The sequence below is a fragment of the Paenibacillus diazotrophicus genome, assembly GCF_042610465.1.
In genome coordinates, this window is the sequence record NZ_JBGJZN010000005.1 from 59713 (window position 1) to 77628 (window position 17916).

Sequence of the window (17916 nt, forward strand, 5' to 3'; positions counted from 1 at the left end):
TTATGTTCAAGGGTAATATAACTTTAAAAAAGTGACGGGTGAGGCTGATGATGTCTTCGGTAAAAAGATTTCTAATTGGGCGGCCGCTGAAATCGGAACAGCTCGGCGAACAGAAGCTGAACAAAACCAAAGCGCTGGCGATTCTTTCATCAGATGCTTTATCCTCGGTTGCCTATGGTCCTGAACAAATTTTGCTGGTGCTGGTTACCCTAAGTGCTGCGGCATTCTGGTATTCCATTCCGATCGCGGCTGGGGTTCTCGTATTGCTGCTGGCTCTCATTTTATCTTACAGGCAGATTATATTTGCGTATCCCCATGGCGGAGGAGCTTATGTAGTGTCCAAAGAAAATCTCGGGAAGTATCCGGGACTTGTGGCCGGCGGCTCGCTCCTTGTGGACTATATATTGACGGTAGCTGTAAGCGTGTCGGCAGGAACGGATGCGATTACGTCGGCGTTCCCTAGCCTTCATCCGTACAATGTAGTGATTGCCATTGTTTTTGTACTGCTGATTACCACGCTGAATCTGCGCGGAGTTACCGAATCGGCGTCCTTCCTGGCCTATCCGGTATATTTATTCGTGCTTGCCTTATTTATCCTGATCGGTCTGGGCGTATTCCATATTGTAACCGGAAGCGTACCTGCCAATCTGCATACGCCTCTGGGTACGCCAATTGCCGGGATTAGTCTATTCTTGCTGCTGAAGGCTTTTTCTTCAGGAAGCTCGGCACTTACCGGGGTGGAGGCCATTTCGAATGCCATTCCTAACTTCAAGGCGCCTGCACCAAATAATGCGGCCAAAACTCTGGCCGCTATGGGTACACTGCTCGGGGTGTTATTTACAGGGATCGTATTCTTGGCGTATTACTACGGAATTACTCCGCAAGAGGATGCGACGGTAGTCTCGATTATTGCTGAACAGGTTTTTGGCCGGAACTTTATGTACTACTTTGTCCAGGGGACGACTGCTCTGATTCTGGTTCTGGCGGCCAATACCGGATATTCCGCCTTTCCGCTGCTCGCAGTGAATTTGGCCAAGGATAAGTTCATTCCCCGCATGTTCACGGTTCGCGGAGACCGATTGGGTTATTCTAACGGTATTCTTATATTGGGACTGCTGTCGATCCTGCTGATCATTGCTTTTGAAGGCCGGACCGAGCATCTGATTCCGCTGTATGCGGTGGGTGTGTTCATTCCGTTCACCCTTTCCCAGAGCGGAATGATGGTCAAATGGATCAGACAGAAGCCTCCGGGCTGGATGACCAAGTTCATTATTAACACAACCGGTGCGCTGATCAGCTTCATCGTTACAATGATGTTCTTCCTGACCAAATTTACGCAGGTCTGGCCTGTTCTGGTCTTTTTACCGTTGATTATTCTGCTGTTCTACCGGATTCACAAGCATTATGAGGCTGTAGCGGACCAGCTCCGGATCTCTACCTGTGAGGCAGAGCCGCTGGCGATTGAAGGGAATATCATCATCCTGCCGGTTGCAGGAATCACCCATGTAGTGGAGAATTCGCTCCGGTATGCCCAATCGCTTGGTGCCGAACAGATTATTGCGGTACATGTGCCGTTCGAACGGGAAGATGATGCGATATTCGAAGAAAAGTGGAAAAAATTCCATCCTGAAATCCGCTTGGTGACGCTATATTCGCCATACCGCAGTATCATTCATCCGCTGACCAAGTTCATAGACACTGTCCAGCGCAAGGCGAGCGAATCGAAATATCAGGTGACCGTAATCGTGCCCCAGTTCATTCCGAAGAAAGGCTGGCACAATATCCTGCATAACCAGTCCAGCTTGCTGCTCCGGGCGCATCTGCTGTACCGGCGGGATGTAATTATTACTACCGTGCCTTATCATTTGAAGAAATGACAGGAGTTCTATGGCTCAGAATATAGAGCAATTACAATGCCCCCTGCCACCGGAATCATAACCGGGAGCAGGGGGCATTGCTGTGAATAAGTTTAGCGCAGGATTATCGGAAATGTTGACGGTGTGTGGGAATGTCCGGATTTGTTCCCGCTGCACGTGCACGGAGACACATCGGATATCAAATGGGTGATGCTAGTAAATTATCATTGCTTTAAATAGAAATACCGAACATATTGAAAGTTTAGTGCAGAGGATAATGAATTTTATCATCGGGCATGTTTGATAATATTCAGTTGTAAGCGCAGACAGCAGATGAAAGGGGAGGGCATTATTGAACAGTAAGAGTAAAGTGGTACTAAGCGTGATGTTGGCATGCGGACTGCTCGCCGGATGTGGAAGCAAAGGGGATAACGCGCAGCCGGAGGCGGGAGCTTCATCAACACCCAAAGAAGAGAAGGTGTCTCTCACATTCTGGAGAAACTCGGGGAATGATTCCGAAAATTCAGCCTATGACAAGCTGGTGGCCTCGTTTAATGAAGCGCATCCAAATATCAAGGTTGAGATGAGTCCGATTCCGTATGCCGATTACGACACCAAGCTGAGAACATCCATTGCTTCGGGCAATCCGCCTGATATTATGGCCATCGACGGCCCAAATATGGCTTCCTACGCCCAGGCGGGTGCCTTACAGCCGCTGACCGCCTATTTCAAGAAGGACGGTAACCTGGAGGATATTCCGGAATCGACCATTGCCACGTACACCTATAATAAAGAAATTTATATGGCTCCGCTCACCGAATCCTCTATTGCTCTTTTCTATAATAAAAAAATGTTTGAAGCGAAGGGAATTCCTCTTCCCTCCAAGAACCCGGAAGAGCCTTGGACTTGGGATCAGGTGCTGGATGCAGCTAAAAAGCTTAACGACCCGGCCAAAGGCGTGTACGGCATTGATCCGGCGCAAGGCTTCGGTAATGCAGGAGCAACAGCATACTTTAAATATCCGATTATTTGGCAGTTTGGCGGCGAGATCATGAGTCCGGATGGAACAACCTCCAAAGGCTACCTGGATAAGCCAGAGACCAAAAAGGCGTTGCAATTCTTCTCCGACCTGTATAATAAAGATAAAGTGTCGTCCCTGGAATATCCGCCAGATCCGTTTCCGAACAACCAGCTGGCGATGACGGTTGACGGCTCCTGGTCACTGGGCAATTATGCCGACAAGTTCCCTAATTTCAAATTAGGCGAAGATTATGATATCGCGCCACTTCCGAAGGAAACCCAGCAGGCTGTCGCGAACGGGAGCTGGTCGCTGGCCATTTCCTCGAAGAGTAAAAATGCCGAAGCTGCCTGGCAGTTTGTAAACTGGGTGACTGGTACTGACGGGGCTAAGACCTATTGCTCTATCACAAAAGATATTCCGGCCCGCTATTCAGTAGCCAAGGAATTCCCTGAGCTAGGTCAATATCCGAAGAATATCTTTGTCGTACAGAATCAGAAATTCGGCAGACCGCGTCCGATTACACCGATCTTCCCGCAAATGTCTGAAGCGGTAAACAAGATGATTGAGGAAGTGACCATCGCCGGACGCAACGTGGATGCAGCCGTTGCTGACGCCATTAAAAAGATTGACAAGGCGTATGGAGATCTGCCGCAAAAATAATAAAATCACCAAATAATGTAGAAACGGCAGCCGCCCTTTATAAAAAGGGCGGTAAAGCTGTTTCTTCTTTCCGCTTAAAGAAGCTTCAAGATTTAGCTCCACGTTGTGGGGTTATTTTGAATTTTTGGACCATAATGATAGCAAGGAGCGCGGTTGCCATGTTCTACTCGTTACGCAGCAGATTGATGTTGGCTTTTTCGATTCTGCTGATCCTTCCGATTACGGCGGTTGTCTTTATCCTCAGCAAGGAATCGGCGGAGCAGATCCGAAAATCTACCCAGACTTCCACTCTGCAAACCATAGACCAATTTGCCTCCCATGTCAGCACGCTGCTGACGCAAATTGATGATATGGGCAACCAGGTGCTGAGCAGCGACATCACACAGGATTGGATAACCGCCGACCTGAACGATGAGAGCACTATGGGTGAACAGTATCTGGCTAAGCAAAAGCTGCGTGAGCTATTATCCTCCTATGCGATCAATAATTCGAATGTGATTTCCATTTCCACCTTTGCGAAGGGAGAGGGCGGGTTATGGACACAGGACCTGAGCTATTTGAAGAGCCGCTGGTACAGTCAGTTTAAGGAGCAGGACGTGCGCTGGACACAGGCTCACCAGGACAGGGATCAGGCCGACGATAGCATGCGTTCGCGCGAGATCAATAGCCTTGTGCTCCCTTTGGTGCAGCTCCAGTCCCTTAAGGATGTCGGAGTGATCAAAATCAATTATCCAACGGAACTGCTGCGCCAGGATATGGATAAAATCAGTTTCGGCAAAAGCGGCAAAGCCTTTTTACTGACGGCTGAAGGCCTCAGTGTACTCAATCAGGATCTGACAGGAGCTGAGCAGGTGCTTAGCGGCGGACTTGCTGCTTTGCAGAAACATAGTGGAGGTCAGACCAGCGGCATTTTTCCGCTTCGCCAAGGGGGGACCGACTATCTGTTCTTTTACCGCAGGCTGCCTGCACAGAACTGGCTGATCGTTGGCGAGGTGCCGGAGGCGGAGCTGTATGCCACCATCACAAAGCTCAAAGAAACGCTGCTCCTTGCCAGCTTTGTTCTACTGATTCTTGTGATTATTGTCGCGCTGTGGCTCTCCACCGACATAACGAAGCCACTAAGTGCCATGGCCCGGGCCATGCGGCATGTCAAAAACGGGCAGTTCGAGCTGGCGATGAAGGATATGCCAAAGGTTAGATCGCGGCAGAGCGAAGTGGACTATGTGGCCGGTGTATTTGAGCAGATGACTCATCAGCTGAAGTATCTGATCGAGACGGAATTCGAGACCAATCTACGCCGGAAAAACGCCGAATACAAAGCGCTCCTGCTGCAGATCAATCCACATTTTTACAACAATACGCTAGAGATTATCAGTGGTCTGGCGGCGATGAAACGAGAGGATCTGGTCATGGACGCCACCGAAGCGCTGGGTAAAATGATGCGTTATTCGCTGAGTCTCGATACGGATCTGGTGCAAGTCAGCGAGGAACTTGGCTATATCCGTGACTATCTGTTCCTCCTAAAGCTGCGGCATGAGGATCATCTGATGGTGGCGATCCGGCAGGATTCCGCCGCAGATCAGTTGCTGATCGCCAAGTTTATTCTGCAGCCGCTGGTGGAGAATGCCGTGAAGTACAGCCTGGAAAAGGGGGGGATCGCCGAGGTGGCGATCACCTCCAGGGTGTGTGGAGAGCGCCTGCACTTGCAGATACAGGATAACGGTTCAGGAATGACACCGGAACTGATCGCCAGCATTCTTGCCGATACGGAGCTGAGGGATAGTGTGGGAATCTTAAATCATAAAGGGGACAGCATTGGATTGCGCAATGTGCTCTCCCGCTGCCGCCTATATTACGGCGAACAGTTCGAAGCCGTGCTTGATTCGAAGCTAGATACAGGAACAACGATTACTCTGAGACTGCCGCTGATAGAGAGGTGATTATCATGTATGAGATTATGCTGGTGGATGATGAGAAGGGGGTTCGCAACAGTATCAAAGCCAAAATCGATTGGGAAGCCGCCGGCTTCCGGATTGTCTCGGAGGCTTCAAGCGGCAATGAAGCGCTGCAGCTGCTGGAGCAGGGGCCGCTGCCGCAACTGGTCATCTCCGATATCCGTATGCCGCAGATGGACGGCATTGAATTTATCCGCATCTGCAAAAAGAAGTATCCGCTGCTGAGGACGGTTGTACTGTCGGGATACTCCGACTTTGAATATCTGAAATCGGCCATACAGCTTGGAGTGAAGGATTATTTGCTGAAGCCGGTAGCCCGCGCAGAACTGAATGAGCTGCTTGGCAAGCTGGGTGAAGAAATTGAACAGGAGCAAAAAAACCTGCAGGCCTCACGGCAGGATCTGCTGCGAAAGAATGAGCAGCTGCGGATGCTCCAGGAGAATTTTTTGCTGCAAATGGTCAAAGACGAGTGGTACAGCTTGGCGGCTATCAAGGAACGGCTGCAGCAGCTCCAGCTAACCCCGCTCACGGCAGATGATCTGAAGCTGCAATTTGTCGCTGTGGAGATGAGAGTACCAGCGGGGCGGATGGCGGACCGGCAGGAGCGCCGGGATCTGCTCAATTTGGCTTTTCAGATGCTATGCCGGGAGACGGCTGCTAAGTGGAAAGGAATCTATCCATTTAGCGATGTCGCCAATTCTGCGATGATGTATTTTCTGGTTATTATGAAGTCGGGGCCGGAGCATGCGGGTCAAACGGACCGGTTCGTAGAAGAACTGAAACGGAACATCGCCAGTTACCTGAGGCTGGAATGTGTGACGGGGATTGGCGAGGAAGTGAAGGGACTCCAGCGGCTGAAGAACGGTTATGCTTCGTGCATGCTGTCCTGGAGCCAAAGCACCGTGTATAAAGATGGAGAGGGCGAACAGAGCCGGGTGATGGAGCTTACGCAGGCTTTTACCCCGGAGATGGAGCGGAAGCTGGTGCAGGCGATTGAAAATTTGGACATGAGCACCTTCCGCCAGCAGCTTGACACCATTTTCAGCAGCGAAAGAGATACGCCGATGTTTGCTTTTACCTTTCTGGCCCTTCGGATGCTGTTGATGTTCAGCTCCATCGCCAAAAAGTTCGAGCTCGGCGGCTCCGCCCTGCAGAAGTATTTGTGGAACTGTCAGATGACTATTGCCGATTACCAGTCGCGTGAAGGCGTGCGGGGGCAGATAGATGAATTGGCGCAGCTTGTCATGGACGAAGTGAAGAAGCTCCGCTTCTCCAGCGGACAGCATATGGTCGAAGCGGTCAGAAAATATGTGGAGGAGAATTTCTCCTACGAATTGACGCTTTCTTCCCTCGCCGAAATGTTTCATCTGAATGAGACCTATTTATCAGGGCTGTTCAAGCAGCATGTAGGCATTACGTTCAGCGACTATGTCACCAAGCTGAGAATGACCAAGGCGGAGCAGCTCTTGCAGGAGAACGAACTGAAGCTGACCGATATCGCCATGCTTGTCGGCTATTCCAGTTCCAGCTATTTCAGCACCTCTTTCAAGAAAAACAGCGGCAAAAGCCCCAAAGATTACCGTGAATGGTATTTGAAGAATCACCCGCACGGGTAACTGACTGTGGGGGGGAGTATAACCGGCTCTATGCAAAGTCTATGGATGTTAAACAACGGCGGTAGTTTGTTACTGTAAGGCAAACCCCGGGACATGTAAAAGACATGTTTTGGGTTTTGCCTTTTTTCTGTTACTCAGCCAGTTTTTCAGTCTTCTGCAGCATTTCTCGTAAAACGTGAGCGACCTGGCTAATCTCACCAAACCTACTTGCGGACTCCAGAGCCGTTAATGCGTCAATAAAGAATACTTTAGCCTTCCGTGCGGACTCAGATGACGTTATTTCAACGATACAGCGAGGAAATAGCCCACTTTTCTAAGAATAACTGCACTGGAGTCCACAAAGGGAAAAAAGTACCGCGTTTCTACATATAAGGGCTTTGGAGTCCGCTTAGTTCTTGTGATTGAGATTTTAGACTTATAGGTGTTCCCGCTCTACCTGTTAGCACTGTAAGCAGGCGATTTTCTGGAGCCGACTCAGAAGACAAGAGGTGTGCCCCAGTGAAGCTGATGAGGAAGTTCAGCGAGCCAGGAGGTTCCCCACTCTGGGGAATGGGATAAAGGAATGGAGTGGAATTTTGGAACTGGAGGAGCGGTAGCGACCGCCTTTGTCTGCAGATTTCAACCGCGATCAGCTGTCCAATTGAAGAAATCTGCAGACAACAGCGGCCGGAAGTCCAAAACTTCCACGGAGTGACGGCGATCCCACTCATAAGCTACTATGATCTATACCATGCAACCACCTATGCCAATGCTTCTACCCTTCCCTTCAAGACAACGGCTGCATCCCATCCCCCCTGAAAACATCACAACTTCCCAACCGATCATATTGAAATGATTTCTCTAACCGTTCAGCTACAATAGGGTCAACTAAACAAGGAATAGGAGCATGCAGCATGAATGTTTCGGGAGAGAAGCAAGCACATAAAGAGAGCATACGGCTGGCCGAGGAAGCAGTGGCTGCACAGGCGGAGATTGCGGCACGGGATGACTATCGGCTGCAGTACCACATGCTGCCACTGGCCGGCTGGATGAACGATCCGAATGGCCTGATCTATTTTAAGGAGGAATACCATCTGTTCTATCAGCATCACCCCTATAGTGATAAGTGGGGACCGATGCACTGGGGACATGCTGTAAGCAAGGATCTGGTGCACTGGAAACACCTGCCCATAGCTTTGGCACCTACGGAGCCTTATGAGCTTGGACAGGAGGGCGGTTACGGCTGCTGGTCCGGCAGTGCTGTGGAGAATGATGGCAGGCTGACCTTGATCTACACCGGGCATGTCGACGGCCGCGTACCCATGGAAGTGCAGTGCGCGGCGAGCAGCACGGACGGTGTTGTTTTTGACAAGCATTCCGGCAATCCTCTGATTCCAGGTTCGCCCGATACGGACAATTTCGGCTTTCGTGATCCCAAGGTATGGCGTCATGAAGATTTGTGGTATATGGTGCTGGGTTCCGGGAAAGACGGCAAAGGGAAGGCGCTGCTCTACCAATCGGAAGATCTGGAGCGGTGGGAATACATGGGGACGGCTGCGGAGAGCGATGGTACTCAAGGGGACATGTGGGAATGCCCCGATTTATTCCCGATGGGAGATAAGTATGTGCTTGTGCTGTCACCGATGAATATGCAGGATGCCAAAAATTTATATATGACCGGTGAAATGGATTACGCCAGCGGAAAGTTTACACCGGTGACTCAAGCGAAGCTTGATCATGGTCCTGATTTTTATGCCGCACAGACTTTGCTGGACGGCAAGGGCAGAAGAATTATGATCGCCTGGATGGATCACTGGGGTTCAGAGATGGCCCGCGAGGACCGCGGGTGGTATGGGGCAATGACATTGCCGCGGGAGTTAGTGCTCCTGCCGGGAGGCAAACTGGCTTCGCGGCCGGTTCCCGAGCTCGAGCTCCTGCGGGAGGCTGGAATAACAGCTTCTGGGGTTAGCCTCTCTATGGGGACTTATGCAGCATGGAGCGTTAGAGATGGACAGGGTTTTGAATGGATTGCTGAATTTGCGATGAATGATACACAAGCTGAGCGTCTGGAGATTACTCTGCTTGCGGCAGAGGGAAGCGGGGAATCGACGGTCATCCGCTATTTGCTCCGGGAAGACAAGCTGATCCTGGATTGCAGCGCTTCCGGCCGTGGCGATGCATCGATAAGTGAAGTTTCAGTAAGCACGGAAGCATTAGATGCTAATGGAGGATCGCTTAAACTGCAGGTATTTATCGACCGTTCTTCCATTGAAGTGTTTGTAAATGATGGCCGCTATGTATTGACAAGCCGGGTGTATCCGTCTGCTCTAACCGGCGGAATAACGATGAGGGCTGAGGGTGGAAGTATAACGCTGGAGTCGTTGCATATGTGGAATCTCAAATCTATCTGGAGTTAGTCTGGAGGAGCTATGATCAAAACTACAAGCAAATTGGCAGGTGTGGCTGTAGTACTGCTGGTTATCGCAGGGTGCAATATTGGCGGCAACAGCAATCATACCAGTAATACCAGTAATACCAGTAATACTTCTGATTCTAAAACTCCGTCCAATACCATCTCTAATACTACACCTGCGGACTTTCAGTTTTCTGCGATTCCCAATTACTACACGGAGCTGTACCGCCCGCAGTATCATCTGTCGCCGGAAAGCGGGAATATGAGCGATCCGAATGGAATGGTTTATTTTGAAGGTGAATATCACCAGTTCTACCAGAACAGCGGCCAGTGGGGTCACGCCGTCAGTACGGATCTGATCCATTGGCAGCACCTGCCGGTAGCGCTCCTGCGCGATTCGCTCGGGGAAATTTGGTCAGGCAGCGCCGTGGTGGACTGGAAGGATACGAGCGGTTTTTTTGGCGGGAAAGCGGGATTGGTTGCGATCTTCACCCATTTCAAAGGAGGAATGCAGTCGCAGAGCCTGGCTTACAGTTCTGATAAAGGACGCACCTGGACCAAATATGAGGGCAATCCCGTGATTCCGAATCCCGGACTAAAGGATTTTAGAGATCCCAAGGTGTTCTGGCATGAGCCCTCGCACGCTTGGGTGATGGTTGTCTCGGTGGACAACCGGGTGAGATTCTATACCTCACCGGACCTGAAGACCTGGCAGATGGCCAGCGAATTCGGCGCCGATCAGGGCTCGCATGCCGCCGTCTGGGAATGTCCGGATTTCTTCGAGCTTCCCGTGGAAGGCAGCAAGGAGACAAGGTGGGTGCTGGCGCTCAGTATCGGCAATAACCGCTCAACCCGTGGCTCAACAGCGCAATATTTTATCGGTAGCTTTGACGGCAGGACGTTCAAGAATGAGAATGAGCCCTCCAAAGTGCTGTGGACCGATTATGGAAAAGACTTCTATGCTGCAGTGTCCTACTCGGATATTCCGGAGACGGACGGCCGCCGGATCTATGTTGGCTGGATGTCCAACTGGCGCTATCCGTTCTCCATGCCAAGCGCTCCGTGGAAAGGGAATATGTCGTTGCCGCGGGAGCTGAAGCTGCGCGATATTCCCGGTGAGGGATTGCGCCTCGTCCAGCAGCCGGTGCAAGAGCTGGAAGCCTTGCGCGGCCAAGCGGTCAAGGTGGGGATCCAGCGACTGGAGCCGGGTAAAAATCTCCTGGCCAGCCTGCGTGGAACTTCCTATGAACTCGATTCCGAGTTCACTGTGCAGGGAGAAGCGGAATTCGGCTTCAAACTGAGAAAGGGCGGAGAGCAGGAGACAATTATATCTTATAACAACATGAATTCAACACTAACGGTGGATCGAACTAAATCCGGCGACAGTTCTTTTGAAGCCGGGTTTGCCGAAACGGTTCAGGCTCCCTTAAGAGCGGTAAACGGTAAAATCAGGCTGCATATCTATGTGGATGAATCGACGCTGGAGGTGTTCGGAGCAGACGGCGAGACTGTGGTTTCCACTATTCTGTTCCCGGGGGCTACCAGTAACGGGCTGGAGCTGTATGTGAAAAAGGGAAACGTGACGCTGGACCAGGCCGTCTTTTATCCGATGGCCAGTGTATGGCGGAATGAGGATCCGGGCAGCTCGAAACCGCTTCGCGTCCTGCTTAGCCAATCCAGCGTGGATGTTCCACTTGGTGGCACTGTGGAAGCGGCAGCGGCGGTCGTTCCGCTAACAGCTCCCCAGGATCTTACTTGGGTATCGGGTGATGAGACAGTTGCACAGGTGGATAGCCGCAACGGAACATCCGCTGTCGTAAAGGGGCTGAAGGAAGGCCAGGCAGAGATTAAAGCCCTTGCTCCAGGTGGGCAAATTTATGCAGTAATGAACGTGTACGTCTATAAACCGGATTGAAATGGAGTGAAAAGATCATGACAAGCGTTACAACGGCAGCTGAGTCTGCCTCCAAAACTGCCCCACCCGGTAAAAAGCCCCGCCGGTTTCTGCGGGGAGAAGAAATGACCGCCTGGTGGTTCGTACTCCCTTCTTTTGCTTTGCTGCTCATCTTTGTGTTCTATCCGATGCTGCAAGCCTTTGTGATCAGCTTTCAGAATTATAACCTGGTGGCATCGAGCCGCAGCTTTATCGGGCTCAGCAATTACAAGTCTCTAGTGACAGACAGGGACTTCCTGGCCAGTCTCAGGCATTCGTTTCATTTTGCCGTCATCGTTATTCCGATTCAGACCGGGATTTCACTGGGATTGGCACTGTTAATCCAGAAAAGGTTCAAGCTCACCGGTCTGTTCCGCACACTCTATTTCATTCCGGTTGTCATTTCTACGGCAGTGGCCGCAACGGTGTTCAAACTGATCTACAATAAGGAATTCGGGATTCTGAACAATGTGCTGAAGACGTTTCATCTGCCCACTACCAATTTCCTGTCCAACCCGGATACGGCGATGAATGGCGTGATCATGCTGGGAATATGGAAAGGCGTAGGCTTTTTCATGATTATCTTCCTGGCCGGACTAAACAACATTCCCCAAGATTTGTACGAGGCGGCCCGGGTAGACGGTGCTACAAAAATACAGCAGTTCTTCCGTATTACGCTTCCTTTGCTGAACCGTACCACGGCCTTCGTTGTGATTATGACGACAATTGATGCAATCAAGCTGTCCGGCCTTGTTTTTGTATTGACCAGTGGAGGCCCCAACGGGGCTACAGAAACCGCTGTCTATTATATTTATAGAATGGCCTTCCAGCAGATGCAGATGGGCTACGGTACCGCAGCCGCTTTTATTCTGTTCGCTATTGTTCTCGCCATCTCGCTTGTGCAAATGAGACTGTTCCGGAACGCGGAATATTAATGGAGACACTTCTGTAGCCGATTTTGCTGCAGAGGAGTATTAAGGAAGCGGCTGTTTCGTAAAACTACTAGGAGGAATCCACATGAACCGCTTTGCAAGCATTGCCAAATATACGGTTATGACCGTCCTGGCTGTCATTTCAATTATCCCGATCCTCTGGATGATCTCGGGTTCACTACGTCCTTATGAGGAATTGTTCAAGTACTCCACCAGCCTGAATATTCATTTGTTCGTTCCTGTTAAGCCAACGCTGGCTAACTTCAAAGACGTTATCTTCAGTGAGGGCAACCCTTTTCTCCGCTATATCGCGAATACACTGTTTGTTGCAGGGATTGTAACCTTGCTGGTGCTGCTAGTGAATTCGATGTCGGCGTTTGCTTTTGCCAAGCTGCGTTTCCGTGGAAAAGCGGTTGTCTTCGCACTGTTCATGTCGGCAATGATTATTCCCGGTGAAGTAACGCTGGTCCCAAACTATCTGCTGATGAATTATTTCGGCTGGCTTAACTCCTATAAAGCGTTGGTGATTCCTTCGATGCTGTCTGTGTTCGGAATCTTTCTGCTGCGGCAGTTCTTCGCGGAAATTCCAGATGAGATTCTGGAGGCGGCCAAAATCGACGGAGCCTCAATGCCGCGAACCTTTTCCCGCATTGTCTTGCCTGCGGCTGTCCCGCCGATGATCACCCTTGCGCTGATGACCTTTCTCGGCAACTGGGATTCATATCTGTGGCCTCTGATCGTTATCAATGACGAAAAGAAACAGATGATTCAGGTAGCCATTGCCGCGTTCTCCTCGGTCGAAGGAACAGATTGGTCTAAGATTCTTGCCGCAAGCACCATTTCCACGGTTCCGATCCTGATCCTATTTCTGTTCCTGCAGCGTTATTACATTCAGGGCATTACGATGTCCGGTGTGAAAGGATAATGAAGGGAATGGGAATAACGATGAAATACGATACAGTGGCGCTCGGTGAGCTACTTATAGATTTTACTCCGGCAGGGCTGTCGCCCACGGGTAATCCCTGCTTCGAACGCAATGCTGGTGGCGCTCCGGTGAATGTGCTGGCCGCATTGTCACGGCTAGGCAGGCAAACGGCTTTTATTGGAAAAGTAGGTGATGATCCGTTCGGTCAGTATCTGAGGGAAGCATTGGTGGCAGAAAAGATCGATGACATTGGGCTGGTCGAGACGAAAGAGGCCCATACAACCATGGCGTTCGTGCATTTGGATGCTGGTGGGGAGCGGAGCTTTCATTTCTGCCGACATCCGGGTGCGGATGCTGAGCTGACTTTCAACGAGGTGAATCGTGAACTGCTTAGCAGCACACGGATCTTTCATTTCGGGTCGATCTCCATGACCACTGAGCCTGCTTACAGCGCTACAGTTCAGGCTGTCCGGCTGGCCAAATCGCATGGGGCACTTATCACCTATGATCCTAACTGGCGGCCTGCGTTATGGAAGGGTGATACCCATAGCAGGGCTGCGATGGAAGAAGGGCTGCATCTGGCAGACATCGCAAAAGTATCTGAAGAAGAACTGGTCTTCCTGACAGGAAGTCAGGATTTGGCGAATGGAGCAGGGCAGCTCTTGAGTAGCTATCCTATCGCGCTATTACTCGTCACGAGGGGAGCAGAAGGGACTTATTATACCACCCGGACAGTGTCTGGCAGTGTGGGCTCCTATCCGGTAATCCCAGTAGATACCACAGCAGCGGGTGACGGCTTTATGGGCGCTTTTATTTACCGGCTGCTGGAGCTGGGCAAACCGGTGTCGGAGTGGGAAAGAATTGAACTGGAAGAGGCGGTAGCGTTCGCCAACGCGGCAGGTGCCATAGCGGCCACGCGGAAAGGGGCAATCGCCTCTCTGGCAGGATTGGATGAGATTGGTGCGCTGCAGCATCGTGGCGGAGGAAACGCAGTTTCGATCTGATCTGGAGCTCGGATACTGCTGGTTGCCGGGGTCCTGTGCCGAGGACTGACCCCATAACGTGAGACAAATTAAAAACACCTTCAAGAGAACGGAACCCGGTCGTAAGATAGGGAGATAACCTTGGAGGTGTTTTTGCGTTGGCAGCCAGATTGAGCTACACCGTAGAAATAAAGATAAAAGCTATAATTTTGGATCTGTACAACGGAGAGATTGTCGCTTACAGTAGAGCGGACAAGTATGCTGCTCCATAGTGACCAGGGCGAGAATCTACATAATATTCCGAATGAGATAACGTAAGTATTTATAAAGGTGAGGTGCTTAACAATGGGGGGATTAGTAGATAATTCTTTGAGTTTTACAAAGCAGTGTTTTGTGTATTTTCTTATTTGTTTGGTTGTATTTAATTTTAAAGTGTTTTCTTATCAAAACGAGCAAGTTAATATTGCTGGAGGCATAGGACCTAATCCAGTAAAGACAAACCATGACTTACAACTTCAACGCGCCTTTGGGACGACACATGTCACGGTGAAGAAGAACGGAGGCATGGATATTGCATTCAGCCTCAAGCTGGATTCGCGTGTGGAGCTGCTGGCGGGCGGTACCATTGAGGATATGCTTCGCAGCAGACTTCAGGCGGCGGGGATTGAACTGCACAAAACAAAAGTTGGCAAATCCACGGAATATCAATTTCTGAAATCCTACGCCTCCATACAGGATGTGAAGCTGAATGCGGGAAGCCTCGATATTGTGGACACGCAAGTAGACACCGAAAACAAGTGGCTGTACACCCGGTATGACGTGGTGGCCCAGCCCAAGCTGAATGCTTACTCGGATAAGATTCTAGACGCGCTTGGAACGCTGAGCATACCCAAGTCGCTGGTCCGGCTGTTCATGCAGAGCCAAGCACTGGAGTTCAAATTAACGCTGCCATACAATCTCTATGGTCCTAACAATGCTGACGAGCAGGATGGGAATACACTAACTTGGCACATCACGATGGCTGATTCTGAGCCAGTGCGTCTGGTGGTGTATGTGCCGGACATCAAGAATATTGGGCTTGCCGGAGGTGCAGTTATTGTGCTGCTGGCGGCTGGGGTCCTTCTTTTCATCCGAAGAAGAAAATTGCGCAAGCCTAAAGCTTAAACATCCGCCAACACCCAAAAAGCCGTGGTCCCAAGGAGCCTTCTCCTTCTGGGCTGCGGCTTTTTGAGAATAGGATGCCGGAATTCATAGGCGTTACCCTTTACATTCTCCCATCAATAATCATCCGGCACCACCCGCTGTCTTGCGCCCGCATTCTCGCGGTACTGGCCTGGGGTCATTCCCTCCTGCTTACGGAAAGAGCGGATGAAATTCTGAGAATTATTGTAGCGGAGCCGGGCAGCGATATCCTTGATCGGCATGTCGGTCTCCTCCAGCCATTTCTTCGCCATCTTGAACCGGTACATGGCGAGATATTCGCTGAAGTAATACTGTGTCTCCTTGCGGAACACGCTGCTGATATAGTTCGCATTATAGTGCAGCCGGGAAGCACATTCCTCCAGGGTAAGGTCCTTGTCATAATCATGCTGGACGATATCGATCAGCTTCTCCGAGATATTATGGTACTGGGCATTCTGCCTGCTGCCAAAAATACGGATCATCGGCTGGATGACCACTGTCCAGAACCAGTCTTCAATCTCAGCGACAATATGGATATCTGTTAACTCCTCGAATAAGGAGCCATTTACCGGATGAATCTGGTTCAGGCTGATCCCTGACTCCTGCATCATAATCAGTAAATTGTTCAATAGGCGTGTGAGCGGGATCTGACATTCCTGCGGGGACAGGCCCGGTGTGAAAATGCAGCTGAATACCTTGTGCAGCAGGTCTTTTGCCTTTTCAGTATCCGCCAGCTTAATCGCGTCCATCAGATCATTTTCTTTATGGGTAGGATAGCTCAAATTGAGATAGTGATTACCGGAGTTGATATTTTCATATTGAATAATGATACCTTTACCCAGCGTGATCCGGTGCTTCAGAGCTTCGAGGCCTTCCTTGTACGCAATTGACATTTTATCGAAGGCATGAAAGGGCAGGCTCAGCCCGATGCTGGCCTCCAGCTTCAGGTAGTTGTTGATCTTCTGCTGTAGCGATTCGGTCAGTGAATAGAGTGTTTTGTCAAAAGACTCCGCATTGCCGTCGGCGCTCCCGATCAGCGTCACCACCGTATGATCCATGATGACTGGAGCCAGACGGTTGCTGGAGGGAATCAGCTCCTCGATCATATTATGCACAGCGAACAGCAGCAGGCTGAGATCTTTTTTCTGATAGCTGTTCTCCTCGGAGAAGTCGATACTGGTTGTAATTACGGCCATGGTCTGCCATTCCTCCAGCTGGGTATGATAGCCGAATTGTTCCAGCTCCTCAAGCAGCTCCCGCTTCTTAAGATTCCCCTGAAAAGCCTTGATCAGGACAAAGGTACGCACCTGCTGGATATGCTGGGCAACCTCCTTCTCCAGCTGGGATTTGGACTGGAATAAATGATGCACCTGCTCGCCTATGATCTGGAACTCGTTGGTATGCCGTTTGCGGATATCGGGCCTGCGCTGGCCCATCTGGTTAAGCAGACGCTCAATAGGTGAGTACATTTTGCGAGAGCCCAGCCAGGCCAGCAGAACCGACAGCAGCAGCATAAGGGTGCATACATATACGGTGTAGGTCCCGATTTTGTTAGATTCTTTGGTCAGACTCGCGATTGAAGTTACCGAAAGATAGATCCAGCCGTTTTGCTGGGAACGCGTATAGGCGATGGAATAATCCTTGTTGTCCATTACGGTCTCGAATTGCCCCGATGGACTGGCGGCGCTGGATATTCTGGCGAAATCCTTGAAGCCGCTGGCTGCAGCGGGCTGGCCGATCAGACTGCGGTCCGGGTGCAGCAGAATCCGTCCGGTGTTGTCCAGAACGATGATGCTGTCCAGTGGCGGCAGGTCGGAATTAATGAAATCCTGCAGGCTGCAGGCCGGAATATTGGCGATCGCCAGCCCGTATTTTTGCAGCTTGGTAGTGGGCAGCTTCTTGATCAGGCTGATGCTGTATTCGCAACCCGTAACGTTAATGCTCTCCTCACTGTAGAACAGGGAAGCGGGATTCAGCACCCAGGAGGTCTCATCAGGCAGATTAATCAGGTTGGTCAGCTGCTCGTAATTCTCATATTCATTCAGACGGTAGAGCCCGGAATTTTTGATCATCCAGTTCTGCCGCTGGTTCAGCAGGATCACATCCTCCAGCTTTGTATCGAAAGATTGCATGTTGCGGATTTCCGTACGTATGTCATTATATAAAATGAAATCGGTTACATTTAGCGGGTTGTTCAGCGCTTTTTTCAGTACGGAGGAGTTCACAACCTGATTCAAGGTTTGATTGACAGTAGCCAGCTTATGCTCTACATTGGATGTAATTTGTAAAATAAGTTCCATTTTATTCCGATTAACATTTTTTTGAATTTCGCTGGAGGATGTGAAGTAAGAAAAAGAACCAATGAACAGCACAGGCAATGTGCTGAGGACAAAGGCGAAAATCGTTAATTTATTCAGGAAGCTTAAAGATTTCAATGGATTCAGCACCTTTACTTTAGGTA

The 17916-nt window shown here is 50.4% G+C and carries 12 protein-coding genes; 11 read left to right on the top strand and 1 reads right to left on the bottom strand.

What is annotated here, in order from left to right:
- Positions 1-47 precede the first annotated feature (47 nt).
- The 11 genes from ACAN54_RS19315 (at position 48) to ACAN54_RS19365 (ending at position 15437) form a co-directional block, all read left to right on the top strand.
- Entirely contained in the window at positions 48-1877 is a 1830-nt protein-coding gene (locus tag ACAN54_RS19315; RefSeq protein WP_379158930.1) for an APC family permease, read from the top strand.
- 331 nt (positions 1878-2208) lie between these two features.
- Complete coding sequence (locus tag ACAN54_RS19320; protein ID WP_379158933.1) at positions 2209-3537, top strand: ABC transporter substrate-binding protein; 1329 nt, start codon at positions 2209-2211, stop codon at positions 3535-3537.
- A 158-nt stretch (positions 3538-3695) separates the two neighbouring features.
- Positions 3696-5477 carry a cache domain-containing sensor histidine kinase gene (locus tag ACAN54_RS19325; RefSeq protein ID WP_379158936.1) on the top strand — a complete coding sequence of 594 codons (1782 nt, stop codon included), beginning with the start codon at positions 3696-3698 and terminating at the stop codon, positions 5475-5477.
- A 5-nt stretch (positions 5478-5482) separates the two neighbouring features.
- A complete protein-coding gene (locus ACAN54_RS19330) occupies positions 5483-7108 on the top strand; it encodes a response regulator transcription factor (protein WP_379158939.1) in 1626 nt (541 codons plus the stop codon).
- A gap of 562 nt (positions 7109-7670) precedes the next feature.
- Positions 7671-7802, top strand: a complete 132-nt coding sequence (locus ACAN54_RS19335; RefSeq protein WP_379158942.1) for a hypothetical protein — start codon at positions 7671-7673, stop codon at positions 7800-7802.
- A 199-nt stretch (positions 7803-8001) separates the two neighbouring features.
- Positions 8002-9504, top strand: a complete 1503-nt coding sequence (locus tag ACAN54_RS19340) for a glycoside hydrolase family 32 protein (protein ID WP_379158945.1) — start codon at positions 8002-8004, stop codon at positions 9502-9504.
- 12 nt (positions 9505-9516) lie between these two features.
- A complete protein-coding gene (locus ACAN54_RS19345) occupies positions 9517-11415 on the top strand; it encodes a GH32 C-terminal domain-containing protein (protein ID WP_379158948.1) in 1899 nt (632 codons plus the stop codon).
- A gap of 17 nt (positions 11416-11432) precedes the next feature.
- Positions 11433-12368, top strand: coding sequence for a carbohydrate ABC transporter permease (locus ACAN54_RS19350; RefSeq protein WP_379158951.1), 936 nt, complete (start codon positions 11433-11435; stop codon positions 12366-12368).
- Positions 12369-12450: 82 nt separating this feature from the next.
- Positions 12451-13290 carry a carbohydrate ABC transporter permease gene (locus ACAN54_RS19355; protein WP_379158954.1) on the top strand — a complete coding sequence of 280 codons (840 nt, stop codon included), beginning with the start codon at positions 12451-12453 and terminating at the stop codon, positions 13288-13290.
- 20 nt (positions 13291-13310) lie between these two features.
- Positions 13311-14294, top strand: coding sequence for a carbohydrate kinase family protein (locus ACAN54_RS19360; protein ID WP_379158957.1), 984 nt, complete (start codon positions 13311-13313; stop codon positions 14292-14294).
- Between the two features lie 543 nt (positions 14295-14837).
- The gene (locus ACAN54_RS19365; protein WP_379158960.1) at positions 14838-15437 is read left to right on the top strand and encodes a hypothetical protein; all 600 of its coding nucleotides are present in this window, start codon (positions 14838-14840) and stop codon (positions 15435-15437) included.
- Between the two features lie 113 nt (positions 15438-15550).
- Here the strand turns inward: ACAN54_RS19365 and ACAN54_RS19370 are convergent, their stop codons facing one another.
- Positions 15551-17890, bottom strand: a complete 2340-nt coding sequence (locus ACAN54_RS19370) for an AraC family transcriptional regulator (protein WP_379158963.1) — start codon at positions 17888-17890, stop codon at positions 15551-15553.
- Positions 17891-17916 lie beyond the last annotated feature (26 nt).